Origin of the sequence: Bacillus sp. FJAT-49736 (genome assembly GCF_018343615.1) — a bacterium.
In the GTDB taxonomy this organism is placed as follows: domain Bacteria; phylum Bacillota; class Bacilli; order Bacillales; family Bacillaceae_C; genus Margalitia.
In genome coordinates this window covers 229660-255449 of the sequence record NZ_JAGYPI010000004.1, presented here as the reverse complement: position 1 = coordinate 255449, position 25790 = coordinate 229660, and the positions used below count along the sequence as shown (strand labels likewise).

The 25790-nt window shown below is 38.5% G+C and carries 21 protein-coding genes; 1 reads left to right on the top strand and 20 read right to left on the bottom strand.

Going from position 1 to position 25790, the window contains the following annotated elements:
* Nucleotides 1-35: 35 nt before the first annotated feature.
* The 11 genes from prmC to KHA87_RS19220 all read right to left on the bottom strand — a co-directional run bounded on the left by prmC (nt 36) and on the right by KHA87_RS19220 (nt 11123).
* Entirely contained in the window at nt 36-905 is an 870-nt protein-coding gene (prmC, locus tag KHA87_RS19270; protein WP_213095813.1) for a peptide chain release factor N(5)-glutamine methyltransferase, read from the bottom strand.
* Entirely contained in the window at nt 905-1975 is a 1071-nt protein-coding gene (gene prfA, locus KHA87_RS19265) for a peptide chain release factor 1 (protein WP_213095812.1), read from the bottom strand. The genes prmC and prfA overlap by 1 nt, the downstream gene beginning before the upstream one ends.
* Before the next feature lie 119 nt (nt 1976-2094).
* Nucleotides 2095-2499, bottom strand: a complete 405-nt coding sequence (locus KHA87_RS19260) for a hypothetical protein (RefSeq protein ID WP_213095811.1) — start codon at nt 2497-2499, stop codon at nt 2095-2097.
* A 215-nt stretch (nt 2500-2714) separates the two neighbouring features.
* Nucleotides 2715-3332, bottom strand: a complete 618-nt coding sequence (locus KHA87_RS19255; RefSeq protein WP_213095810.1) for a thymidine kinase — start codon at nt 3330-3332, stop codon at nt 2715-2717.
* 134 nt (nt 3333-3466) lie between these two features.
* Complete coding sequence (rpmE, locus tag KHA87_RS19250) at nt 3467-3667, bottom strand: 50S ribosomal protein L31 (RefSeq protein WP_213095809.1); 201 nt, start codon at nt 3665-3667, stop codon at nt 3467-3469.
* Between the two features lie 208 nt (nt 3668-3875).
* Nucleotides 3876-5165, bottom strand: a complete 1290-nt coding sequence (rho, locus tag KHA87_RS19245) for a transcription termination factor Rho (protein WP_213095808.1) — start codon at nt 5163-5165, stop codon at nt 3876-3878.
* A 671-nt stretch (nt 5166-5836) separates the two neighbouring features.
* Nucleotides 5837-6802 carry a class II fructose-bisphosphatase gene (gene glpX / locus KHA87_RS19240; protein ID WP_213095807.1) on the bottom strand — a complete coding sequence of 322 codons (966 nt, stop codon included), beginning with the start codon at nt 6800-6802 and terminating at the stop codon, nt 5837-5839.
* A 135-nt stretch (nt 6803-6937) separates the two neighbouring features.
* A complete protein-coding gene (locus tag KHA87_RS19235; protein WP_213095806.1) occupies nt 6938-8221 on the bottom strand; it encodes a UDP-N-acetylglucosamine 1-carboxyvinyltransferase in 1284 nt (427 codons plus the stop codon).
* Nucleotides 8222-8401: 180 nt separating this feature from the next.
* Entirely contained in the window at nt 8402-9043 is a 642-nt protein-coding gene (gene fsa, locus KHA87_RS19230; protein ID WP_213095805.1) for a fructose-6-phosphate aldolase, read from the bottom strand.
* Nucleotides 9044-9636: 593 nt separating this feature from the next.
* Nucleotides 9637-10494 carry a class II fructose-bisphosphate aldolase gene (locus KHA87_RS19225; RefSeq protein ID WP_213095804.1) on the bottom strand — a complete coding sequence of 286 codons (858 nt, stop codon included), beginning with the start codon at nt 10492-10494 and terminating at the stop codon, nt 9637-9639.
* 251 nt (nt 10495-10745) lie between these two features.
* On the bottom strand, nt 10746-11123 hold the full coding sequence (locus tag KHA87_RS19220) for a response regulator (protein WP_213095803.1): 378 nt from the start codon (nt 11121-11123) through the stop codon (nt 10746-10748).
* A gap of 343 nt (nt 11124-11466) precedes the next feature.
* Between KHA87_RS19220 and KHA87_RS19215 the strand changes: the two genes are divergently transcribed.
* Nucleotides 11467-11988 carry a DUF2529 family protein gene (locus KHA87_RS19215; protein ID WP_349305604.1) on the top strand — a complete coding sequence of 174 codons (522 nt, stop codon included), beginning with the start codon at nt 11467-11469 and terminating at the stop codon, nt 11986-11988.
* A gap of 264 nt (nt 11989-12252) precedes the next feature.
* Here the strand turns inward: KHA87_RS19215 and KHA87_RS19210 are convergent, their stop codons facing one another.
* The 9 genes from KHA87_RS19210 to KHA87_RS19170 all read right to left on the bottom strand — a co-directional run bounded on the left by KHA87_RS19210 (nt 12253) and on the right by KHA87_RS19170 (nt 25722).
* Nucleotides 12253-13851: a CTP synthase gene (locus KHA87_RS19210; protein ID WP_213095801.1), complete on the bottom strand. Its 1599-nt coding sequence runs from the start codon at nt 13849-13851 to the stop codon at nt 12253-12255.
* Between the two features lie 196 nt (nt 13852-14047).
* Nucleotides 14048-14629 carry a DNA-directed RNA polymerase subunit delta gene (gene rpoE, locus KHA87_RS19205; RefSeq protein ID WP_213095800.1) on the bottom strand — a complete coding sequence of 194 codons (582 nt, stop codon included), beginning with the start codon at nt 14627-14629 and terminating at the stop codon, nt 14048-14050.
* Nucleotides 14630-14935: 306 nt separating this feature from the next.
* Nucleotides 14936-18202 (bottom strand): fused isobutyryl-CoA mutase/GTPase IcmF, encoded by a 3267-nt coding sequence (icmF, locus tag KHA87_RS19200; protein ID WP_213095799.1) that lies wholly within the window; start codon nt 18200-18202, stop codon nt 14936-14938.
* Between the two features lie 14 nt (nt 18203-18216).
* The gene (locus tag KHA87_RS19195) at nt 18217-18798 is read right to left on the bottom strand and encodes a TetR/AcrR family transcriptional regulator (RefSeq protein WP_249310664.1); all 582 of its coding nucleotides are present in this window, start codon (nt 18796-18798) and stop codon (nt 18217-18219) included.
* Between the two features lie 121 nt (nt 18799-18919).
* Nucleotides 18920-20059, bottom strand: coding sequence for an acyl-CoA dehydrogenase (locus tag KHA87_RS19190; protein WP_213095797.1), 1140 nt, complete (start codon nt 20057-20059; stop codon nt 18920-18922).
* 12 nt (nt 20060-20071) lie between these two features.
* On the bottom strand, nt 20072-21193 hold the full coding sequence (locus KHA87_RS19185) for an acyl-CoA dehydrogenase (protein ID WP_213095796.1): 1122 nt from the start codon (nt 21191-21193) through the stop codon (nt 20072-20074).
* Between the two features lie 45 nt (nt 21194-21238).
* On the bottom strand, nt 21239-22090 hold the full coding sequence (locus KHA87_RS19180; protein ID WP_213095795.1) for a 3-hydroxybutyryl-CoA dehydrogenase: 852 nt from the start codon (nt 22088-22090) through the stop codon (nt 21239-21241).
* 130 nt (nt 22091-22220) lie between these two features.
* Entirely contained in the window at nt 22221-23402 is a 1182-nt protein-coding gene (locus tag KHA87_RS19175; protein WP_213095794.1) for an acetyl-CoA C-acetyltransferase, read from the bottom strand.
* A gap of 202 nt (nt 23403-23604) precedes the next feature.
* Nucleotides 23605-25722: a 4Fe-4S dicluster domain-containing protein gene (locus KHA87_RS19170; protein WP_213095793.1), complete on the bottom strand. Its 2118-nt coding sequence runs from the start codon at nt 25720-25722 to the stop codon at nt 23605-23607.
* Nucleotides 25723-25790 lie beyond the last annotated feature (68 nt).

The window sequence follows — 25790 nt, the reverse complement described above, 5'->3', positions numbered from 1 at the left end:
AGAGTAAATGAAAGCATAAAAAAACCGGGTTATTTTTAACCCGGTATCCTACAAAAAACCATTCGATCTTTTCCATTTATATCATTTACAATTTCTATGCAGCTATCTTTAAATGTTTCCCTTAATAATGTAGCCACCTTTTCCCCTTGCCCAGCTCCAATTTCAAAACCGATTAATGCCCTATTAGTTATTACGAAGGGAAGCTCCTCCATAAAACGGATATAGTAGTCCAGTCCTTCTTCCCCTCCGAATAAGGCTAAATGTGGTTCATGATCCTTCACAACGGTTGAAAGAAAGTCTTTATCACGATTTGGAATATATGGGGGATTAGATAATACAATATCTACCTTCTCATTAGATTCAAAAATAGGTTGGAGCAAGTCCCCCCGCTTAAAGTTTACTTCCGCATGGTTTAGCTTGGCATTTCCTATCGCAACCTGTAATGCGGCTGAGGATATATCAGTAGCTGTAACAGATAGAAACGGGCATTCCAGCTTCATTGTAATCGCTATTGCTCCACTACCCGTTCCAATATCGGCTAATTTTATGTCAGGCTGCAAGCCAAAATGTTCTTTTATTCGTTGAATAGTCCCAAGTACAAGTTCTTCTGTTTCCGGCCTTGGAATTAAAACTTGCTCGTTTACTTGAAATTTCCTACCGTAAAATTCTTCATAGCCGATGATGTGTTGAATTGGTACACCAGTTGCATGATCCTTTACGGCCTGTTCAAAAGGAAGCCAAATTTCTTCAGGCAATTCATCTCTCATAGAAGCGTATAAATGAGATCTTGTTGTATTTAAAAAAGAACACAATAACAACTCTCCGCTATTCGCATCACGATTGTTTTCTTGTAAAAAAGAAGAAGCCCACTTTAGGGCTTCATACACTTTAAAGTGCCCGACCATTATTCGTCCACGCTTTCTAATTTGCTGGATTGATCTTCTAAAATAAGTGCATCGATGATTTCATCTATTTTACCTTGAAGAATCTGATCGAGCTTTTGAATCGTTAAACCAATACGATGGTCCGTTACACGATTTTGCGGAAAATTATAGGTGCGAATTCGTTCAGAACGATCCCCCGTTCCAACGGCAGATTTACGATTGGCATCATATTCTGCTTGTGCTTCCTGCTGGAACTTATCATAAACACGCGCTCTTAACACCTTCATCGCTTTTTCCTTATTTTTAATTTGCGATTTTTCATCCTGACACGAAACAACGATTCCAGTAGGTAAGTGTGTCAACCGGACGGCCGACATCGTTGTGTTAACACTTTGGCCACCAGGACCACTGGAAGCAAAGGTATCAACGCGGATATCCTTTTCATGTATTTCTACTTCCACCTCTTCTGCTTCTGGAAGAACTGCTACTGTTGAAGTTGATGTATGAATTCTGCCGCCAGATTCAGTTTCAGGAACCCTTTGAACGCGGTGAGCACCATTTTCAAATTTTAATTTTGAATAGGCACCGTGGCCGTTAATCATAAAAATAATTTCTTTATATCCACCGACCCCTGTTGTACTTGCTTCAATTACTTCAATTTTCCAGCGTTGCGATTCAGCGTAGCGGCTGTACATACGGAATAAGTCCCCTGCAAATAATGCTGCTTCATCCCCACCTGCAGCTCCGCGAATCTCCATAATTACGTTTTTGTCATCATTAGGATCCTTCGGAATGAGTAAAATTTTCATGCGCTCTTCCAGATTCTCAATTTGACCCTCTAATTCACTTATTTCATCTTTTACCATTTCCCGCATTTCGGGATCCAGCTTTTCCTCAAGCATCGCTTTGGCATCTTTATATTGTTGACTTACTTCTTTGTACTCTCTATATGCTTGAACAGTTTCCTGAATATCCGATTGTTCCTTTGAATATTCTCTTAACTTTTTTGTATCGTTTATAACCGCTGGGTCACTTAATAGCTCATTCAGCTTTTCATAACGATCTTCAACTGCTTGTAATCGATCAAACATGGCACTTCACCTCTATCATTTAGCCCCTCTTTCGGGACTTTTGCTTTACGTACATTTTTTCCATAACGGTATTATTATATAATACTCGTGTATTACCGTAAAGCGACTACCTGCACCAGTTATTTTTCTTCCAGTTTGACATTGATATTGTACTGTGGAAGTGCCTGTTCCAGCTTTTTATGAACCTGAGCTTCTCTTTTCATCCTTTCCTGTGCTGACATACTATTTCTAGTATGGGCTGTTACCCACATATTATTGCCATTTATCGATACGGAGACAAGTTTATACCCCTTATAAGATTTCATTATCTTTTTTGCCGTATTTATTTCTTTTCCTAACGTCTGTGTTTGTCCTGATAATTCCACTTGTTTCTTACCCTGATTATCAGGTTCTGAGCTTAGACGCTGATATTTAAGCCGTTCCGTTCCTCCTCTAGTGTTCTCAGCACTATTATTCTTATTGTGGAAGCTGCAACCTGCAACTATTAGGATTGATAATATAAAACATACGAACGTTTTCCACATGAAAAACACCTCCATATGCTTATTATGGAAATTTAAAGATAAATTATCCCGGACTGAACGAAGCAAAATCAAAAGCTTCCAAAACCCTCTTTACCCTTCTGTAACCCCTCGATCTCTGCAGCCCCAAGAACACCATGCTAAATCGAGACAAAATCTATTTTCAGCTACATATTTTTCGAAAAAAAATAAAAAAATAAACCTCCATCTTGGAAGGTTTATTTTGATTCAATCATTTGGTCCGCTTGTATGCTTTTACCGGTTGGAACTTCATGATGATGGCGACAACGCGCTTCATATGCTTCGGATGCTCCTACCAAGATAACCGGATCCTCATAGCATGCCGGATTCCCATTTATTAGCCTCTGTGTTCTACTTGCAGGGGAGCCGCAAACAGTACATACCGCCTGTAATTTCGTCACTTGTTCAGCAATAGACATTAATTGAGGCATTGGCCCGAAAGGCTCTCCGCGAAAATCCTGATCCAATCCAGCTAGTATTACTCGAAAGCCTTTATTGGCAAGCGATTGGACAACCTCTACAATTTCACAATCAAAAAACTGAGCCTCATCTACAGCAATTACATCAATTTTATCATGAACAAAGTTAAAAATATCTCTTGCCGTTTCAATTGGATGAGCAATAACTGACGTTCCATTATGAGATACCACCGATTCCTCACTATAACGGTTATCAATCTGAGGCTTAAAAACTAATATTTCTTGTTTGGCAAATTGCGCACGGCGAATACGTCTGATTAATTCCTCTGATTTTCCAGAAAACATACTTCCGCAAATGACCTCAATCCAGCCAGAATGATGATTTAAAATATACATTTTTTCCGTTCGCCCCCCTGGTTTTTCCTCTAAAACATTCATATCCTTATAAAAATGCGAAATAAAAAACAGGCAAGCAATCTTGCCTGTTTTCTCAGGTATCAAACTTCTAGCACGCTGCTTTGAAGTTCAACTTATTTAAGACCGTATTTTTTATTGAAGCGGTCAACACGTCCATCTGCAGAAGCAAATTTTTGACGACCAGTATAGAATGGATGGCATTCAGAGCATACCTCTACGCGAATCTCATTTTTTACTGAACCACTTTCAAATTCATTACCACAAGCACATTTAACTAGAGCTTTTTTGTAATCAGGATGAATTCCTGCTTTCATTCTTTTCATCTCCTTTGCCCTGAATCATTGCGAGACAGAGTTATATATTCCTCCAGCGGTGAACCCGCAAGAATTATTCATAAACACATGAATTAATTATAGCAAGCACTCTATTGAAATGCAACTATGCATCATCAATAAATCTTTTCCATTTATTATATTGATACCGTTAGTAAAAGATTAAAGGTATAACAATACTACCATTTATCTAAACAGTTCTTCTTCCAGGACTAGAGGAAGTTTTCTTCATCTCCACTGTCAACACATCAAAAAATTCTTGATTGGATTTTGTCTGTCTAAGCCTACGCAAAAGTTTTTCGGCAAAATCCGGCGTATCAGTCATAGATTTCCGTATTGCCCATAGCTTGTCTAAATGTTCTTTCGGAATTAGGAGCTCTTCCTTACGTGTACCAGATCGACGAATATCAATAGCAGGGAATATCCGTTTTTCTGCTAATCCTCGATCTAAATGAAGCTCCATATTACCTGTACCTTTAAACTCTTCGTAAATTACATCATCCATTCTTGAACCAGTGTCCACTAGTGCAGTTGCAAGAATGGTTAAACTACCGCCCTCTTCAATATTACGGGCTGCCCCGAAAAATCGCTTTGGTCTATGGAACGCTGCTGGGTCGATACCACCTGATAAAGTTCGTCCACTTGGAGGAATAACTAAGTTGTAGGCACGCGCTAAACGCGTAATACTATCCATAAGAATAATAACATCTCTCTTATGTTCAACTAGCCTCATAGCTCTTTCCAGCACTAATTCCGCTACTTTTATATGATTTTCAGGAACCTCATCAAACGTTGAACTGACTACTTCCGCAGCAACGGAACGTTCGATATCCGTTACTTCCTCAGGACGTTCATCAATTAACAATACGATTAATTCCGCTTCTGGATGATTCTCTGTTATTGAGTTGGCAATTTCTTTTAAAAGAATCGTTTTTCCCGCTTTCGGAGGTGCAACAATTAATCCACGCTGTCCAAAACCAACCGGTGCAATTAAATCCATAATCCTCGTAGATAGCTTGGAAGAAGTTGTTTCTAAGTTTATTTGACGATCAGGGTATAGCGGCGTCAAGGCAGGGAAATGAACGCGTTCTTTTGCAGACTCAGGATTATCTCCATTTACCGCTTCTACATGCAATAAACCGTAGTATCGTTCATTTTCTTTTGGAGGGCGAACTTTACCAGATACTTTATCTCCATTTCGTAAATCAAACCTGCGGATTTGCGATGCTGAAATGTAAATGTCCTCAGAGCTAGGTGAGTAATTAATCGGTCTTAGGAATCCAAAACCCTCTGACTGAATAATTTCCAGAACACCTTCCATAAAAAAATAACCTTCTTGTTCTGCCCTAGCTTTTAAAATAGCAAAAATAAGTTCCTTCTTTGTCAATTTACTATAATAAGAAATTTTATATTCACGAGCTAATGAATATAGCTCTTTTAAGGTCATATTCTCTAGATTTGTAATTGTTAAACCTTCCATACATACACCACACTTTTAGTTTTTTGGTTTTTAAATTGGCTGGAAAATAATTTTTGTCAGATTATTTGAAAAGACTGAAGATTGCGAAGTTTACGAAGTGCATAATTTACATTCCTACTATTTCATTTAAAAAAGCTCTTTTCTTATACTTTATAACTTCTTGAGAAGGAAATCTATTTATTTATTCCATTAGCCTTGAAATGAATTCTTTCATGGGAGAAAAGATGCCAAAAATGAAGCCTCAATAGTATTCTTAACAAAGTAAGCAAAACAAAACCTGCATAAAGACAACTTTTACAAAGCGCACTATCCTTATACTTGAATGCTTTTGTAGATAAATACCTTTTTAACATCCTTTTTTTGCAAATACTATAGCCTTTTTAAGAAGATATACACCGAAGTAAGGACTATATTAGGACATTTATAATCAATTACAAAAAGCAACAAACTATATGAAGATAGTCTTTATAAAACAATATATATTTTAACCATATTTATAGAAAAGAATCAATATGAAAAGGAGGAATTGAAGGAAAATGAAAGGAAGAGAGTAAATACTAATCCTCTTTCTCAATTATTTGAAGCTAGAAAAGTGGTAAAATCATAAGGGGAAATGAGTTGTAATATTAGGTGGCTGTTTTTTAGTCAACCACCTTGGGATTTTCCCTTAATTATGGTTTTATTACGAGATTAGGCTTCTTCTTCAAACTATGTTGACCTTCAATAAAGCGAACAGTCCCAGATTTAGCACGCATAACAATGGAATGTGTAGACCCATGGGAGCCCTTAAATTGTACACCGCGCAATAATTCTCCGTCAGTTACACCTGTCGCAGAAAAAATGGCATCATCCCCGCGAACTAAGTCATTCATTCTTAAAACTTTTTGAATATCTAGTCCCATGCCCTTGCAGCGTTCTATCTCTGCATCGTTTTGCGGTATAAGTCTGCCTTGTATCTCACCACCAAGACATTTCAACGCAACTGCTGCAATAACTCCCTCGGGTGCACCGCCTGAACCAAATAAGATATCTACTCCCGTATGATCGAATGCAGTATTGATAGCACCTGCTACATCACCATCGTTTATCAACTTAATCCTGGCGCCAGCCTCACGAAGCTGGGCGATAATATGCTCATGTCGCGGACGATTTAAGACGGTTGCTACTACGTCTTCAACGTCTTTATTTTTCGCCTTAGCTACTGCTTTTAAGTTATCAATAATAGGAGCATTAATATCTATTTGACCAACAGCTTCTGGTCCTACAGCTATTTTTTCCATGTACATATCTGGTGCATGAAGAAGGTTTCCGTGATCCGCAATTGCTAAAACCGCAAGTGCATTCCACCCTCCGGAAGCAACAATATTCGTCCCTTCTAACGGATCCACCGCTACATCCACGCGAGGACCGTAACCGGTACCGAGCTTTTCGCCAATATAGAGCATTGGAGCCTCGTCCATTTCACCTTCCCCAATGACAACCGTGCCCTTCATTGGAATCGTATCAAACACGTCGCGCATCGCAGAAGTTGCCGCCCCGTCTGCTTCATCCTTTTTGCCTAGTCCCATCCACCTTGCAGAGGCAAGAGCAGCTGCTTCTGTAACACGAACAAGCTCCATTGATAAACTTCTTTCCATTAATATTTCCCCCTACTATTGTTAAACGAATTTCTTCAAATACATTAATTGGTATATCACATTCACATATTTATTATAGCACATTTGCAATACAATGTGTTACACCAATTAGTTAATAGTAGGGAATAATACACATTAATTTTTAAGTTGTTCAATTTCTTCTTCTGTCATTTGTTCGCGCCAGATGGTAGCACCTAATCCATTTAGTTTTTCAACTAAATTGCTATAACCTCTGTCAATATGTTCCAGACCTGTTACTTCCGTAATTCCTTCCGCCATAAGCCCAGCTATGACGAGAGCAGCTCCAGCACGAAGATCACTTGCTTTCACTTTCGCTCCTTGTAAAGTTACAGGGCCATTCACAATCGCTGCTCTTCCCTCAACCTTTATATTTGCATTCATTCTTCTTAGTTCATCAATATGCTTAAATCTTGCGGAATATATAGTATCCGTAACAACAGCTGAACCTTCCGCTCTTGTTAACAGCGATGTAAATGGCTGTTGCAAATCAGTTGGAAATCCAGGATAGACTAAAGTCTTAATATCGACAGCCTTTAAATTATCCCCTTTTCCGATATAAATTTGCTCATCACCAGTTTCTATCGGTACTCCCATTTCTCTTAATTTAGCAATTAATGATTCCATGTGATGTGGAATGACATTATCAATAAGGACACCTTCTCCGGCAGCTGCTCCTAATATCATATAGGTTCCAGCTTCAATCCGGTCGGGGATAATTGTATGTCTGCAGCCTGAAAGATTTTCTACCCCTTCAATACGAATAACATCTGTTCCCGCACCCTTAATTTTTGCTCCCATATTGGTTAAAAGCGTTGCAACATCAATAATTTCCGGTTCTTTTGCCGCATTTTCGATAATTGTTTTTCCTTTAGCTCTTACAGCCGCTAGCATTATATTGATGGTTGCCCCAACACTTACTACATCAAGATAAATACGTGCACCAATTAGTTCATCAGCACGTAAATAAATGGCACCTTGCTCATTTGTAATTTTAGCTCCAAGCGCTTCAAATCCCTTAATATGTTGATCAATTGGACGTGGTCCCAGATGGCATCCTCCTGGTAATCCAATAACAGCTTTTTTAAATCTGCCAAGCATGGCTCCCATTAAATAATAGGAGGCACGTAGTTTCTTTACCTTACCATTTGGAAGCGGCATGGAAACCATTGAACGCGGATCTACCATCATGTCGCCATTTTCAAATGTAACCTTTCCACCTATTTCTTCTAATAATGACTTTAAAATTTGTACATCAGAAATATCAGGTAGTCCTTCAATTGTTACAGGGGATTCTGCTAAGATGGTAGCAGGTATTAAAGCAACTGCACTGTTTTTAGCGCCACTTACTTTTATTGTACCTTTGAGTGGATATCCTCCTGCAATTTTAAGCTTTTCCATTTTAAACTCCCTTCCACGGCTTTATAAATAAATGGGTTAAATTACCAATTTTTAATAAAATAAAAAGACAGTATCGTATTTAGTATAAACTAAAATATCAAAATACATGTAAAGAACATTTGTGTATTTTATTTCTATATTATTACTTATTATATATCAAGAAATAATAATTTCTATTTCTTACTTTCTATTATTCCAATCGTTTAAAAATGCCTCAATACCTTTATCCGTTAACGGATGCTGAAATAACTGCATAATTACTTTGTATGGTATAGTAGCAATATGTGCTCCCGCTAAAGCTGCTTCTGTAACATGCTGAGGATGGCGAATAGAGGCTGCAATAATTTCTGTATCAATCTCGTGAATTGCAAAAATTTCCGCGATGGTTCTTACTAGTTCCATTCCTTCTTGACCAATGTCATCTAAACGTCCAACAAATGGTGAAACATATGAAGCACCTGCCCTTGCTGCCATTAATGCCTGATTAGCACTGAAGATCAACGTTACATTTGTTTTTATACCTTCTTTTGAAAATACGTGTACTGCCTTCAAACCTTCCGGAGTCATCGGAACTTTGATTGTTATATTTGGGGCAATTTTCGCCAATTCCCTTCCTTCTCTGATCATCCCTTCTGCATCTAAAGCGATTACTTCCGCACTTACCGATCCAGGGACTAATTGTGTGATCTCTTTTAATCGTTCTTCAAAAGAAATATTTTCTTTTGCTACCAGAGAAGGATTAGTTGTAACTCCTGCAATCACTCCCAATTCATAGGCCATTTCTATTTCCTTAATATTTGCTGTATCAATAAAAAACTTCATTTTTCCCACTCCGTTTCTAATAATCCCATTGATGACATTTGGTTTATCTTTTATTATTGTCTAGCTACAAGTGAAATTGGCTTTTCAAATTTCACCAAGTGAAATTGGCTTTTCAAATTTCACCAAGTGAAATTGGCTTTTCAAATTTCACCAAGTGAAATTGGCTTTTCAAATTTCACCAAGTGAAATTGGCTTTTCAAATTTCACCAAGTGAAATTGGCACTTCAAATTTCACCAAGTGAAATTGGCACTTCAAATTTCACGAAGTAAAATTGGCACCTCAAATTTCACTCATCCATACGCCGATGAGCAAGGCACTTTCGCTTTTTTTGTCTAGCTATAGCGCCTATCGGCTAGTGGATTTCTCCGTCTCCTCTCCTCGATAAGTCAACATCGGCTCGTTCCTCGCCGTGTTTCCTTTATCTCAATCGAAGACTACAAATGTGAAATTGCACTTCAAATTTCACTCATCCATACGTCGATGAGCAAGGCACTTTCGCTTTTCTATTAATAATACACGGAAACCGCCTTTTTAAAAAGGCGGTTTCTCATTGATGTTTATTCTACGGTTGTATAGATTATGCCAAATTCATTTATGCTTTATTGGAAGAACCAAATTCACGAATTTTACCGATAACTGTTTCTTTAATAGCATCTCGTGCAGGTCCCAAATATTTACGTGGGTCATACATATCAGCATCAGCTGCAAGAACCTCACGAACACGCTTTGCAGACGCAATTTGATTTTCAGTATTTACATTAATCTTAGCTGTTCCTAAAGAAATGGCTTTTTGAATATCCTTAGTTGGAATTCCTGTTCCTCCGTGAAGAACTAGTGGAAGCCCGGTAGCATTACCTATTTCTTCCATTTCCTTATAACCTAGTTTAGGTTCTCCCTTATATGGGCCATGTACAGAACCTAATGCAGGGGCTAGCGTATCAATACCAGTCCGTTTCACCAACTCTTGGCATTCCTTTGGATCTGCATAAATGATTCCATCCGCTACAACATCATCCTCTTGTCCGCCGACAGTACCTAGCTCAGCTTCAACGGAAACACCTTTTGAGTGAGCGTATTCCACTACTTTTGAAGTAATTTCAACATTCTCTTCAAATGGGTGATGAGAAGCGTCTATCATTACAGATGTAAAACCAGCATCGATAGCTTCCTTACATTTTTCAAAGCTTGAACCGTGATCGAGATGGATAGCAACAGGTACAGTAATTTTATAGTCCTCCATTAATCCTTCGACCATTTTTACTACTGTTTTAAAACCACCGATATATTTGCCAGCTCCTTCAGAAACACCTAGGATTACTGGTGAATTTTCTTCTTGAGCAGCTAGTAGAATAGCTTGAGTAAACTCAAGATTATTAATGTTAAATTGACCTACCGCATAATGGCCATCTCTTGCTTTATTAAGCATCTCTTTCATTGAAACCAATGGCATGCTAATTTCCTCCTTCAATCATTGTCAAAATGTTAAGCACTTATCCTCATCATTATGATTCACAAACATTTTGACTTCATACAGGTTATTATGGCATTTTCATCATATCAAACTGATGCTTTTTTTACCAATAGGTAAGACCCATATTTCGAAGAAGTAATATTTGAAATTTTTCTTTTTGTATAAAAAAGCCTGAGAAACCACAAAAATATTATATATCTGTCCAGGATAAAATAACTATACTTGCAATATTACTGTTTTAACGGTAAATAGTTTCTTACTGCAGAACGAATATCGTCGATATCAAATGGTTTGGCAAAATGGGTTAGTGCACCAAGGTCTTTTGCCTCCTGAATCATATCTAGCTCTCCATATGCAGTCATGATAATTACTCGAATGTCCGGGTCTATTTTCCTCATTCGTTTTAAGATTTCAATTCCATCCATGCCGGGGATTTTCATATCCAAAAGCACAAGATCGGGAGAATGTTTTTCCGTAATATCTAATGCTTGTACGCCATTGGCAGCTTGAAATGTACGATACCCTTCCTTTTGCAGGACTTCATTCAGTAAGATACGAATACCAAACTGATCATCCACAATCAGTATTTTTTCTTTCTCTTCACCCATCTTTTTACCCCCCTATTATTCCTGTTAATATATGTACTACCTACTTGATTAGTCTTTACCTTTGTCCAACAACAGTACTTTTGAGCTTATTACTTCAGGATTTGTTTTCCATAAATAGATAATTGTGGGCAACTCTACCTCCGCTCTAAAAAGTATTTAATTTTGTTTTATGATATTAAATGTATTATTCTTCTAATATAGTTCTATTTAAGTATATATTTCTCCTGCTAAATATAAAAGGCTTTCAAATTCTTTATAATAATAAAATATTATGGCTCATCTTGCCTGGACAAGGAAACAATTGAATATACCCATGAGAAAGGAATGTTAAACCTTGCTAAAAATGTTTTTAACTCAATTGAATGGTTTACAGCAGCGAATATTTGAAAAAGAAGAGGAAGCTCTTGAAGATGCAGCAAGACTCTTAGCTCAAGCTGCGGTTGGGGAAGGAAAAATTTATATAAAAGGATTTCAAGAAATGAATGCGATTTGTTCCGATGCCATTTATGGTGCTGAACCCCTAAAGTATGCTGTGCCATTAAATAATATAGACCTTCTTACAGAAACAGATCGTGTTCTCATCGCAACACGCTTTTCTACAGATAAAGAAGCTTTGTTACTTGCAAATCAATTAAAAGACAAAGGTATTCCCTTCGCATCTTTAGCAGGTAAAGTTGGTGAGGAAGAGGAAGATTTAGCGAATCTTGCAGATGTTCATATAGATACTAGGCTCATTAAACCAATGCTTCCTTCAGAAACTGGAGAAAGAGTTGGATTTCCATCTGCTTTGATAGGGCTTTATATTTATCATTGTTTGAAATTTCAGCTTGACGAAATCATATCGGAGTATTTTGAGGAGATATAAAGAACAATTGCGCGAGGTATCTTGCACATCGCCGTACGGATGAGTGAAATTGGTAATTCTTATTTCACTCATATCCTCGCCCACAAAGGAACGGAGAAATCCCCTAGCTAATTAGTGTGGGTGAAGTTTGAAATGTAATTTCACTTGAAGCTAACTTAGACAGTTTATTATGAAACCATCCACAAGGTTAAATTCGGATAATTTCCTAAAGAAAAAAGGATAGGCACAGCTAATATAGCTTCACCTATCCTTTTGATTTATTTTTTATTTTTTATTTATTGCAGCTTCTATAAATCCACGGAATAACGGTTGAGGTCTAGTTGGTCTCGATGTAAATTCCGGATGAAATTGGGAAGCGACAAACCACGGATGATCTTTAATTTCAATAATTTCAATTAATCGGCCATCTGGGCTAGTTCCCGAGAAAACAAAACCTTCCTCTTCCATTTGTTGACGATAGTGATTATTGAATTCATATCGATGACGGTGTCTCTCGTAAATAATTTCCTTATCATACACAGCAAATGCTTTTGTATCCTTTTCTACCTTACATGGATAAAGACCTAATCTTAATGTACCACCTAAATCCTCGATTTCTTTTTGCTCCGGTAATAAATCGATAATCGGATATTTTGTAGTTGGATCAATTTCAGAGGAGTGTGCGCCATTAAGGCCGAGTACATTTCTCGCGAATTCAATCGATGCAAGCTGCATACCTAAACAAATTCCTAAGAAAGGAACCTTATTTTCACGAGCATATTGAATAGCAAGTATTTTACCTTCTACACCACGGTCTCCAAAACCACCTGGCACTAATATTCCATCCGCATCTTTTAATAATTCTTTTACATTTCCCTCGGCTACATGCTCCGCATTAATCCAATCAATTTCAACATCTGCATCGAATGTATAGCCCGCATGCTTTAAAGCTTCTACAACTGAAAGATAGGCATCTTGAAGCTCCACATATTTTCCGACAAGTGCAATTTTGGTAGTTTTCTTAAGATTTCTTACTCTATCTACAAGCTGAATCCATTCTGTCATATCTGCATCATTGCATTGGATTTTCAAATGATCGCAAACAATTTGATCAAGATTTTGCTCTTGAAGGGCAAGTGGAATGGAATATAATGTATCCGCGTCACGGCATTCAATTACTGCCTTTTGATCAATGTCACAGAACAATGCAATTTTGTCCTTCATATCTTGAGAAATTGGCATTTCAGTTCTGACTACAATAATATTTGGCTGGATACCTAAACTGCGCAGCTCCTTCACACTATGTTGAGTCGGCTTTGTCTTCATTTCGCCGGCAGCTTTAATAAATGGGACTAATGTACAATGAATGTACATCACATTATCACGGCCAATATCACTTTTTATTTGACGAATTGCTTCAAGGAAAGGCAGAGATTCAATATCCCCAACTGTTCCACCAATTTCAGTTATAACGACATCCGCATTAGTTGCTTCACCAGCTCGGAAAACACGGCTTTTAATTTCATTTGTAATATGGGGGATAACCTGTACCGTTCCGCCTAGATATTCTCCTCGTCGTTCTTTTCTTAAAACTTCAGAATATACTTTCCCTGTTGTTACACTGCTATATTTCGTTACATTAATATCGATAAAACGTTCATAATGTCCTAGGTCCAAATCCGTTTCAGCACCGTCATCTGTAACAAAGACCTCTCCATGCTGATAAGGGCTCATAGTTCCGGGATCGACGTTAATATAAGGGTCGAATTTTTGTATTGTTACGCTTAACCCTCGATTTTTAAGCAGTCTACCTAATGATGCGGCAGTAATTCCTTTTCCTAACGAAGAGACGACACCGCCCGTTACAAAAATATATTTTGTCACAACTGTTCCCCCTTTTAGTCAAATTTATTGTTCCTCACGTATTGATTTTGATACTTGATCTTTTCCAATATAATTGAAAAACAAAAAAGCCCCCTCTCGCATAAAATGCAAGGGGAGCGCTAATTTATATTGTCAGTTCCTTTTCTAAGGAGCCCAAATAACATACTACCTGTCTACATGAAAGAAGTCAAGAGGATTATTTGTCTTCTTCGTCCTCATCAAACTCTTCTTCTTCCTCTTCTTCCTCGTCTTCATCATCGACATCTAGATCATATTCATCTTCATCGATTAATTCATCATCTTCATCGAAAGCATCGTCATCTTCGTCTAAATCAACGAAGTCTTCTGCTTCCTCTTCTTCCTCTTCTTCCTCATCGAGGAGATCTTCGTCTTCAAAGTCATCCAAATCATCATAGTCTAGATCTTCATCCATTAAATCTAGATCCTCATCTTCTTCCTCATATGCCTTCTTAGCCTTTTTCTTTTTAGTTTTAACTGTTGGAGCTATCTCTTCATCAATTTGATCATACGGATACCAAGTTCTTAGTCCCCAACGATTTTCTCCTAAACTGATGAAACGGCCGTCAACATTTAAATCAGTATAAAATTGAACCATCCGAGAACGAATCTCATCTTTCGATAACCCCAGCATTCCCGCTAATTCATTGACTAAATCCGAAAATGCATATGGTTGCTTTTTCTCCTCCATTACTTGATAAGCAAGTTCAATGAGGGACATTTCATTTAAATCTTCCTTAGATAATTGCTGTAAACTCAAATTCGCACTTCCTTTCTCTATTTCCACACTCATTAGAGTGAAAAAAGGCAGAAAAACATAGTATGGGCAAAATACATATTTACCATTATAAACAAATTTATAACAATTATGCTAGCATGGATACCCTATTTTGTATGTCCTTCTTACTCTCTTTTTCCCTTTAGAGTATTTGATGTACGTAATTATTCATTTTATTAATTTTTGTATCTATTAATTCACTATTCATTTTACCTTTTTTTTATTCATATGCAATATTCTTGAAAACAAAATAGCTCTGTTTATTTCATCAGAGCTATTTTGAGTCCTTTACATATTTCTTCTATATTGTCCGCCTACCTCATATAAAGCTTGAGTAATCTGTCCAAGGCTAGCCACTTTAACGGTTTCCATCATTTCTTCAAAGATATTGCCGTTATCCATAGCGGTTTGTTTTAATCTACTTAGCGCTTCCTCTACTTTGTCCATATTGCGATCCTTAAATGATTGTAGGTTGCGGATTTGTGTTTCTTTTTCTTCTGTTGTAGCACGTGCTAATTCAATATTATTCATTTCTTCCTCTGATGGAGGATTTGGATTTAAATACGTATTAACCCCAATAATCGGTAATTCACCTGTATGCTTCTTCATTTCATAATACATGGATTCTTCCTGAATTTTTCCGCGTTGATATTGGGTTTCCATCGCTCCAAGTACACCACCACGGTCATTAATACGTTCAAATTCTGTAAGAACTGCCTCTTCTACAAGATCTGTTAATTCCTCAATGATAAAGGAACCTTGTAATGGATTTTCATTTTTGGTTAAACCATGTTCCTTTGTAATAATCATTTGAATTGCCATTGCTCGTCTTACAGATTCCTCTGTAGGAGTTGTAATCGCCTCATCATATGCATTTGTATGAAGAGAATTACAGTTATCATGCAGAGCCATTAATGCTTGTAAGGTTGTACGAATGTCATTAAAATCAATTTCCTGTGCATGCAGGGAACGTCCTGATGTTTGTATATGGTACTTTAATTTCTGGCTTCTTTCATTTGCACCATATTTATCTCTCATTACCGTTGCCCATATTCTTCTTGCAACCCTCCCAATGACAGAATACTCTGGATCTAGTCCGTTAGAGAAGAAGAAGGATAGGTTTGGTGCGAAATCATTAATATTCATGCCACGGCTTAAATAATATTCAACATAGGTAAATCCATTTGCTAATGTGAACGCAAGCTGTGATATCGGATTTGCACCTGCTTCTGCAATATGGTAGCCGGAAATGGATACAGAGTAATAATTCCGTACTTTATGATCGATAAAATATTGCTGAATATCTCCCATCATTCTTAAGGCAAATTCAGTGGAAAAAATACAAGTATTCTGACCTTGATCTTCTTTTAAAATATCAGCCTGAACCGTACCTCGAACAACTTGCAGAGTTGCTGCTTTTACCTCTGTAAATTCTTCTACTGTTAGCATTCTGCCAAGCTCTGCTTCTTTCATCTGAACCTGCTGGTCGATAGCTGTGTTCATAAACATTGCTAAAATAATTGGCGCTGGCCCATTAATCGTCATTGAAACAGAAGTAGATGGATGGCATAAGTCAAAGCCATCATATAGTTTTTTCATATCATCAAGCGTACAAATACTAACTCCGGATTCTCCTACCTTCCCGTAAATATCTGGACGATAATCCGGGTCCTCCCCGTATAAAGTAACAGAGTCGAATGCCGTACTTAGACGTTTTGCATTGTCATCCTTTGATAAGTAGTGAAACCTGCGATTCGTTCTTTCCGGAGTACCTTCCCCGGCGAATTGGCGCTTCGGATCTTCCCCTTCCCGTTTAAACGGGAATACTCCTGCCGTAAATGGAAAGGATCCAGGAACATTTTCTCTGTAGACCCAACCTAGAATTTCACCATAATCCTCATATTTAGGAAGTGCAACTTTAGGAATTTTTAAACCTGATAAACTCGTAGTCTTTAATTCGGTTATAATTTCTTTATCTCGTATTTTGGTAATAAATCGATCGCCTGCATATTTTGCTTTTTGTTCTTTCCAGCTGCTTAATATTTTTTTAGATTCGGAGGTAAGCTTTTCCTCTGTTTCTTTTTTCAATCCTTCCAGTTGTGAAATTACTTCATCATTTAATCCAGTCTCTTTTGCAGCACTGATGGCACCTTCTAGCTGAAAAAGCTTCCTCGCATAACGAACCTGTTCTTCTGCTTTCTTGTGATAGCTTCTAACAGTGTCGGAAATTTCCCGCAAATAATATCTTCGACTATTTGGAATAATGACATTTTGCTTTTCCACTTTTGCATCCTTTGAAAAAGGTACTTTCCAATCTAATTTTGCTTTTTCATTCACTTTTTCAATCAAAGCCGCAAACAGTGCATTTGTTCCCGGATCATTAAATTGACTTGCGATAGTGCCATATACAGGCATATTTTTCAAATCTTGATTAAATAGCAAATGGCTGCGCTGATACTGCTTTCTAACTTGGCTTCTAGCATCCTCTGAGCCTTGACGTTCAAATTTATTGATGACAATAAGATCAGCATAATCAATCATATCGATTTTTTCCAGTTGAGATGGAGCACCAAATTCACTTGTCATCACATACATAGAGATATCACAAATCTCCGTAATTTCTGCGTCACCCTGTCCAATGCCGCTTGTTTCCACCATAATTAAATCGAATCCAGCAGCTTTCACGACATTAATAGCGTCTTTAATGGCAAGGGACAGCTCAGTTCTGGAACCGCGAGTTGCTAAGCTTCTCATATACACCCTTGAATTAAAAATGGCGTTCATGCGAATTCTATCACCTAACAACGCACCGCCAGTTTTTTGTTTAGTTGGATCAACGGAAAGAATCGCGATCCTTTTATCCGGAATTTCATTCAAAAAACGGCGTATTAATTCATCTGTTAAGGAGCTTTTTCCTGCTCCGCCTGTGCCAGTTATGCCAATCACTGGAGTTTTTGCAGCAATTGTTTTTAATTCTTGAAGGGCATTTTCAATAGCTGCTGCCGCTTCATCCTTTAACTGTAACTGATTTTCCGCAATAGTAATGAGTTTAGCAACTGCATTGATATTCCCTGATTGCAGCTTTTCTATCTCTTCCTGCAAAGAGCCATTAAAAGTCGGATGATCGCATTCCTGCAGCATAATATTGATCATCCCTTGAAGACCATGTTCCCTGCCGTCGTCCGGAGAAAAGATACGTGCAATTCCGTAATCGTGCAACTCTTTAATTTCACGTGGGATAATTACCCCTCCGCCTCCACCATAAATTCGGATATGTGAAGCGCCTCTTTCCTTCAATAAATCATACATATACTTAAAGTATTCGACATGACCACCTTGGTATGATGAAATGGCTATTCCTTGAACATCCTCTTGGATGGCGGCGTTTACAACCTCTTCCACTGAACGGTTATGACCAAGATGGATTACCTCGGCCCCGCTTGATTGCAAAATTCTACGCATAATATTGATGGATGCATCGTGACCATCAAAAAGACTTGATGCAGTAACAAAACGAACCGCATGTTTTGGCCGATATATTTCGACTGTGCTCATTTTCATCCCCCTGTTCACAGTTTTGTTTGGTATTGTTCAATTCCTGTAAAAAGTAAATCGGTTTGTACTTTAATGTAATCGTCAATTGTATAGCTTTTTCCTAAAGCCCATCTGCGAAATCCCCACATTTGACCTTGAACAAATATATTATGGGATAATAAATCAATATGCTCCTCATTCATAACAAGCTCACCATTATCTATACAACGCCTAATAATTGTTTCAAACATCCCAACCATTTCTAATTCCTTTTTCAAAACATATGGGAGGGCATCCTTCGATAATGATTTCGCTTCCTGATACATGACAAGAACTTCATCCTGCATTTCATCCATAATTTTAAAATAATGAGCGATTCCGAGTTTTAAGCTATCTAACGTTCCCTTATCTACATCCATACCTTGAAGCCGTTCGCGTACCTGATCATAGATGCTGTCACACACTAAATACAAAACATCCTCTTTTGTCCGTATATATTCGTATAATGTTCCGATGCTGAATCCTGCTGCTTGGGCTATTTCCCGTGTAGTGGTACGATGAAAGCCCTTTTGTTTAAAAAGGGCTACTGCTCCCCGGATCATTTGGTTTCTCCGCATCTTCACTAATCTTTCATCTTTAACAGAGGCATGGACTTGGCGTTTTATATTCACTTCCTCAATCGCCTCCTTAAGAAATCGTGTAATTTATAAAAATCCCCTTGTTAACCGTTTTATCCCATTACTTTGTTAGCATTCGTGAAATTACTAATCTTTGAATCTCCTGTGTTCCTTCATAGATTTGCGTAATCTTTGCATCGCGCATAAATCTTTCGACCGGATAATCTTTTGTATACCCATAACCGCCAAATACTTGAACTGCCTCTGTTGTTACCTTCATCGCAGTGTCTCCAGCAAAAAGCTTTGACATAGCAGACTCTTTTCCATAAGGAAGCCCATTCGATTCTAACCATGCCGCTTGATAGGTTAATAGACGAGATGCTTCCACATTGGTCGCCATATCCGCTAATTTAAAGGAGATTCCTTGGTTTGCAACAATTGGTTTGCCGAATTGTTGACGTTCTTTCGCATATGCAACTGCTGCATCAAGTGCCCCTTGGGCAATACCGACTGCTTGGGCTGCAATTCCATTACGTCCTCCATCTAAGGTCATCATTGCAACCTTAAATCCATCTCCCTCTTCACCAAGAAGGTTTTCTTTTGGAACGATACAATCTTCAAAAATAATCTCGGTTGTTGGAGATGAACGGATACCCAGCTTTTTCTCCTTCTTACCCACAGAGAATCCCGGGAAGTCAGATTCGATAATAAATGCACTAGTTCCTTTATGCTTAGATGACGGATCGGTTAAGGCAAACACAACATAGATATCTGCCACTCCACCGTTTGTTATGAATATTTTTGAACCGTTCAATACATAGTGGTCGCCTTCCAACCTCGCTGTTGTTCTCATACCGCCTGCATCTGAACCTGATCCTGGTTCTGTTAACCCATAACCACCAATTTTCTTTCCTTCTGCCATTGGGCGTAAATATTTTTGCTTTTGTTCCTCCGAGCCAAACTTATAAATTGGCCAACCAGCCAATGATGTATGGGCGGATAAAGTAACCCCAGTTGAAGCACAAACCCTTGACAGCTCTTCCACAGCAATACAATAAGCTAGATAGTCGCTTCCAATACCGCCGTATTCTTCCGGCCAAGGTATGCCTGTTAGCCCCAGTTCAGCCATTTTATCGAATATTTCACGGTCAAATCGTTCCTCCTCATCGCGTTCCGCTGCTGTGGGAGCTACTTCATTTTCCGCAAAGTCACGGACCATTTTTCGAATCATTTCATGTTCTTCAGATAGTTTAAAATTCATTGTTATGTCCTCCTAGAGTAAGTGTTTGCTGATAACCAGTCGTTGAATTTCACTTGTTCCCTCATATATTTCCGTTATTTTTGCATCGCGGAAATAACGCTCCACCGGGTAATCCTTTGTATATCCATAACCTCCAAACACTTGGATTGCTTCCGTCGATACCTCTACAGCAGTGCGGGAAGCAAACAGTTTTGCGATGGAAGCTTCTTTTCCGCATTCCTTACCTTCCGTGCGCATATTAGCTGCCCGATATACAAGAAGCTTCGCAGCTTCAACACTTGTCGCCATATCTGCCAGCTTAAAGCCCACTCCTTGCTGGGAAGCGATTGGCTTTCCGAATTGCTTTCTCTCTTTCGCATATTCAACAGCCTTTTCATATGCAGCTTCTGCAATTCCGAGGGCCTGTGTAGCAATTCCTATACGACCACTGTCTAGATTGGCCATAGCAATTTTGTAGCCCTGTCCTTCTTCCCCTAAACGATTACTTTCAGGAATTTTCATATCTTCAAAGGTAAGCTGAACTGTTCTTGAGCCGTGTAGCCCCATTTTATGCTCATCTTTACCAATGATTAACCCCGGTGTGTCCTTTTCCACAATAAAGGAAGTAATTTCATCTTCATCCGTTCTGGCAAAAACAATATAGATATCTGCTTCACCGCCATTGGTAATAAACATTTTCGAACCGTTTAATATATATTGATCCCCTTGTTTGACCGCTTTTGTCCTTAGACTTCTTGCATCCGAACCTGCACTTGCTTCCGTTAAACAGAATGCTCCTAAGTATTCACCGGAAGCAAGTTTTGGAATATACTTTTGCTTTTGTTCCTCCGTACCAAAATAAAGGATTGGGCTTGTGCCCACAGATGTGTGTACGGAGAGAATTACCCCAATTGTTGCACTCACTTTAGATAATTCATGGATTGCAATTATATAAGAGGTGAAATCCATTCCCGCTCCACCATATTCTGGCGGAGCAATAATCCCCATCAAACCTAGTTCACCCATTTTACGAAGGATCTCTCTTGGAAATTCACCATTTTCCATTCTGTCTATAAAAGGGACTATTTCGTCTTTTGCAAAGTCACGAACCATGTTTCTCATCATGATTTGCTCTTCTGTATAATGTAAATTCATCCCCGTCTCCCCTTTGTGCTGTATTACTATTAATCTATTATTATTTTATTCATAGCTATAAAAACCGCGTCCCGATTTCTTTCCGAGCCATCCTGCTTTAACGTATTTTCTCAATAGTGGACAAGGGCGATATTTATCATCCCCGAAGCCTTCGTGCAAGGTCTCCATAATATAAAGGCAAGTATCCAGTCCGATAAAGTCTGCAAGAGTAAGTGGCCCCATTGGGTGATTCATCCCAAGTTTCATTACTTCATCAATTGCTTCTTTCGTTGCTACCCCTTCATATAGGGTATAAATTGCTTCATTGATCATTGGCATTAAAATTCGATTAGACACAAAGCCTGGAAAGTCATTTACTTCTACCGGCACTTTGTTTAATGATTTGGTCATATCTTCAATGACTTGATAAACTTCGTCTGCAGTTGCAAGCCCACGAATGATTTCCACTAGTTTCATCACCGGCACTGGATTCATAAAATGCATTCCAATGACTTTTTCCGGTCTCTTCGTAGCAGCAGCGATTTCTGTAATCGGCAATGATGAAGTGTTAGAAGCAAGAATGGTATTCGCCGGTGCAATTTTATCTAAATCTGCAAAAATCTTTGTTTTTATCTCCATATTTTCAACAGCAGCTTCAATTACAATATCTGCCGTTTTCGCATCTTCCAGATTCGTAGATTTTACTAAATTAGCCAGAATATTATTTTTATCATCTTCCGTCATTCTTTCTTTTTGCACTTGTCGGGAAAGATTTTTTGAAATTACAACAAGGCCCTTTTCTACAAATTCATCCTTCAAATCATTTAATATCACTTTATAACCAGCCTGCGCACATACTTGAGCGATGCCTGACCCCATTTGTCCAGCGCCAATAACCATAACTGTTTTGATATTCATGATACCTTCCCCCTTTTATTAAGAGATAAGACAGTATAAGTATTTATCTCCATAATTATTTTCTGAGTATTGACTCAGTCTTGCTCCAACACCTATCAGCTAGCCAAAGAGCAATTCGTTTGCGCTTTTCTTATTTAACCTCAATCATAATAGCGTCACCTTGGCCGCCACCCGAACATATGGCGGCAATTCCAATTCCGCCGCCGCGTCTTTTTAATTCATAGGCAAGCGTTAGGATGATTCTTGCACCACTTGCTCCAATTGGATGGCCCAGTGCAACAGCCCCACCATTAACATTGACTTTTTCCGGATTAAGGCCCGCAATTTTGCTGCTTGCTAATGAAACTGCGGCAAAAGCCTCATTAATTTCAAATAAATCTATATCATCAACTGTTTTACCTGTTTTCTTTAAGAGTGCATTTATAACTAATCCTGGTGTTTGTGGAAAATCCTTCGCTTCCGTTGCAATAGCGGTATGAGCCAAAATATATGCTAAAGGCTCTCTTCCTTCCTTTTGCGCTCTTTCTTCACTCATTAAAACTAATGCAGCTGCACCATCATTAACACCCGGTGCATTGCCAGCCGTAATCGTTCCTGTCTCATCAAATGCTGAAGACAATTTCGCTAATTTCTCAATCGAGGTATCTTTTCTGGGAGCCTCATCGCTTTGAATAACAATTGGCTCTCCTTTTCGCTGTGGAATGGTAATTGGAACTATTTCTTCCGCAAACAATCCTTTTTCAATCGCTTGAACAGCTCGTTGATGACTGCGGTAAGCCCACTCATCCTGCTCTTCTCTTGTAATATGAAATTCCTCTGCAGTGCTATTTCCGTAAGTTCCCATATGAACACCGGTAAAACAACAGGTTAATCCATCATGAAGCATTAAATCCTTAAGCGATGCATCACCCATTCTTAATCCCCATCTTGCTTTTGGAAGGATATAAGGGGCATTAGACATAGATTCCATTCCACCGGCAATAATAAGTTCTTCGTCGCCTGCACGAATGATTTGGTCTGCCAACGTAACACTTCTCATCCCTGAAGCACAAACTTTATTAATAGTCTCCGTCTTCACTTCCCACGGAATTCCCGCTTCTCTCGCAGCCTGTCTCGAAGGAATCTGTCCTTGCCCACCTTGCAATACAGTACCTAAAATAACCTCTTGGACATCTTCAGGCTGGATATTAGCTCGATGTAGTGCTTCTTTTACAACTATCCCCCCCAGTTGTGAAGCTGTTAAGGAACTCAATCCGCCACCAAATTTGCCAAATGGTGTTCTGGCGCCGCTTAGTATTACTGTTTTTGCCATTTTGATCTCCTCCTAAAACGATTCGATTGGTAACCGCTTTCATAAAGAACTATTACAAACCCCAAATTGACTGAACGCTCGCTCGACAATGAAATAATAGAAAAGGGACATATGAAGTCCCTTCTAATTTTTATAACTTTATTTTACATCATCAATAGTTCGAATTGAAATATTTTATAAAAAATTCGCAAATAAAAAATTTCTATGATGCAACAATTGTCTGTTCCGGTTCGCCGCATACAGCTTTTTCAAGAAGTTCCGCCACGTCATATGTTTTGACCGTGTCCTCCACTTCCTTCGCTTTTGTACCATCCGACAACATCGTCAAGCAATACGGACATCCAGAACTAATAACAGATGGATTCACCGCTAATGCTTGCTCCGTACGTGTCACATTGATGCGATGGCCGGTATCTTCTTCCATCCACATTAATCCGCCACCTGCACCACAGCACATCCCTGTATCACGGTTACGTTCCATTTCTACAAGCTTAACACCTGGTAATGCTTTCAAGATTTCACGTGGTGGGTCATACACGTCATTGTAACGTCCTAAATAACATGAATCATGGAAGGTAATCGTTTCCTTCACGTCATACTTTGGAACAAGACGTCCTTCCAGCAACAACTTATGAAGAATCTCTGTATGATGGTACACCTCTGCTTCAAGTCCAAAGTCTGGATATTCCTTTTTGAAAATGTTGTAGGCATGTGGGTCAATCGTAACAATTTTCTTCACATCATTTTTCTGGAACTCATCAATGTTTTGCTGTGCAAGCTCTTGGAATAAAAATTCATTTCCTAAACGGCGAGCTGTATCTCCTGAATTCTTTTCTTTGTTTCCTAGAATAGCAAACTTCACTCCTGCTTCATTCATAAGTTTTGCAAAGGATAAAGCAATTTTTTGGCTTCGGTTATCAAACGATCCCATAGAGCCGACCCAGAATAAATATTCAAATTCCTCTCCTGCTTTTTTCATTTCCTTCACAGTTGGAACTTGAACATCCTCTCTTGCATCGCGCCAATTTTCGCGCTCCTTGCGATTTAATCCCCATGGATTTCCTTGGCGTTCGATATTTTGCATCGCTCTTTGTGCATCAGGGTTCATTTTTCCTTCTGTTAAAACAAGATAACGGCGAAGGTCGATAATTTTATCCACATGCTCATTCATAACCGGGCATTGATCTTCACAGTTGCGGCATGTTGTACAAGCCCAGATTTCTTCTTCTGTTATAATATCGCCAATCAGGCTTGGACTGTAGCTTAATGCAGCAGCTGATTCTTCAGCTCCTTGTCCTGCGCTAGCTAATGCTATTTGATTTCCTTTTGTATTTGAAAATGCAAAGGTTGGCACCCAAGGTTGTTTTGAAGTTACAGCAGCACCATAATTGGTTAAATGATCTCTTAATTTCACAATTAAATCCATTGGAGACAGCATTTTTCCTGTTCCAGTTGCAGGACACATATTCGTACATCGACCACATTCCACACATGCATATAAATCTACTAATTGATGTTGTTTAAAATCCTCAATTTTCCCAACACCAAATGATTCCTGAGATTCATCTTCGAAATTTATAGGACTTAGCTTTCCTACTCCATCCAAACGATTCAAAAACACATTCGCAGGACCTGCGATTAAATGTGCGTGTTTGGATTGTGGAACATATACTAAGAAGGATAATAAGAAAATTAAATGAATCCACCAGGCTACATAGAAAATGACAACAGCAGCTGTTTTGCCGATCCATCCTAATGCTAAAGCTATGCAGGATGCAATCGGCTCTGTCCATGACAGCTCTTCCCCGTGCCAAATGATTCCCATTCCGCTTCCAATTAAAACTGAAATCATTAATCCGCCGATAAACAACAATACTAGTCCTGATTTAAATCCACGCTTCAAGCGGACCAGTTTTTCTATATAACGGCGATAGAAAGCCCAAAAAGTTGCAACTAAAATTACTAGCGTAACGATTTCCTGAAAAAACGTAAAGCCCGGATATAATGGTCCAAGCGGCAGATGTGAATCAGGCGCCAGCCCTCTCCATATAAAATCGATGGCACCAAATTGTACTAAAATAAATCCATAGAAGAACATCACATGGATGGCACCGCTCTTTTTATCTTTTAATAGCTTTTTTTGTCCAAATACGTTGACCCAAATCTTTTGCAGCCGTTCCTTCATACGCTTATCAAACTCTACTTTTTTCCCCAGTTTGATATATTGAACCCTCGTTTTGACAACATACACAAACAAGGAAATTGCGTAAACGGTTACAAAAAGGAAGGCAATCCAATTAACCCATAATAACCAACTCATATTTGTGAAACACTCCCCTCTAAGGTGAAATCCCCAATAAAAACACCTAAATTTTCTGAATGTTGCTT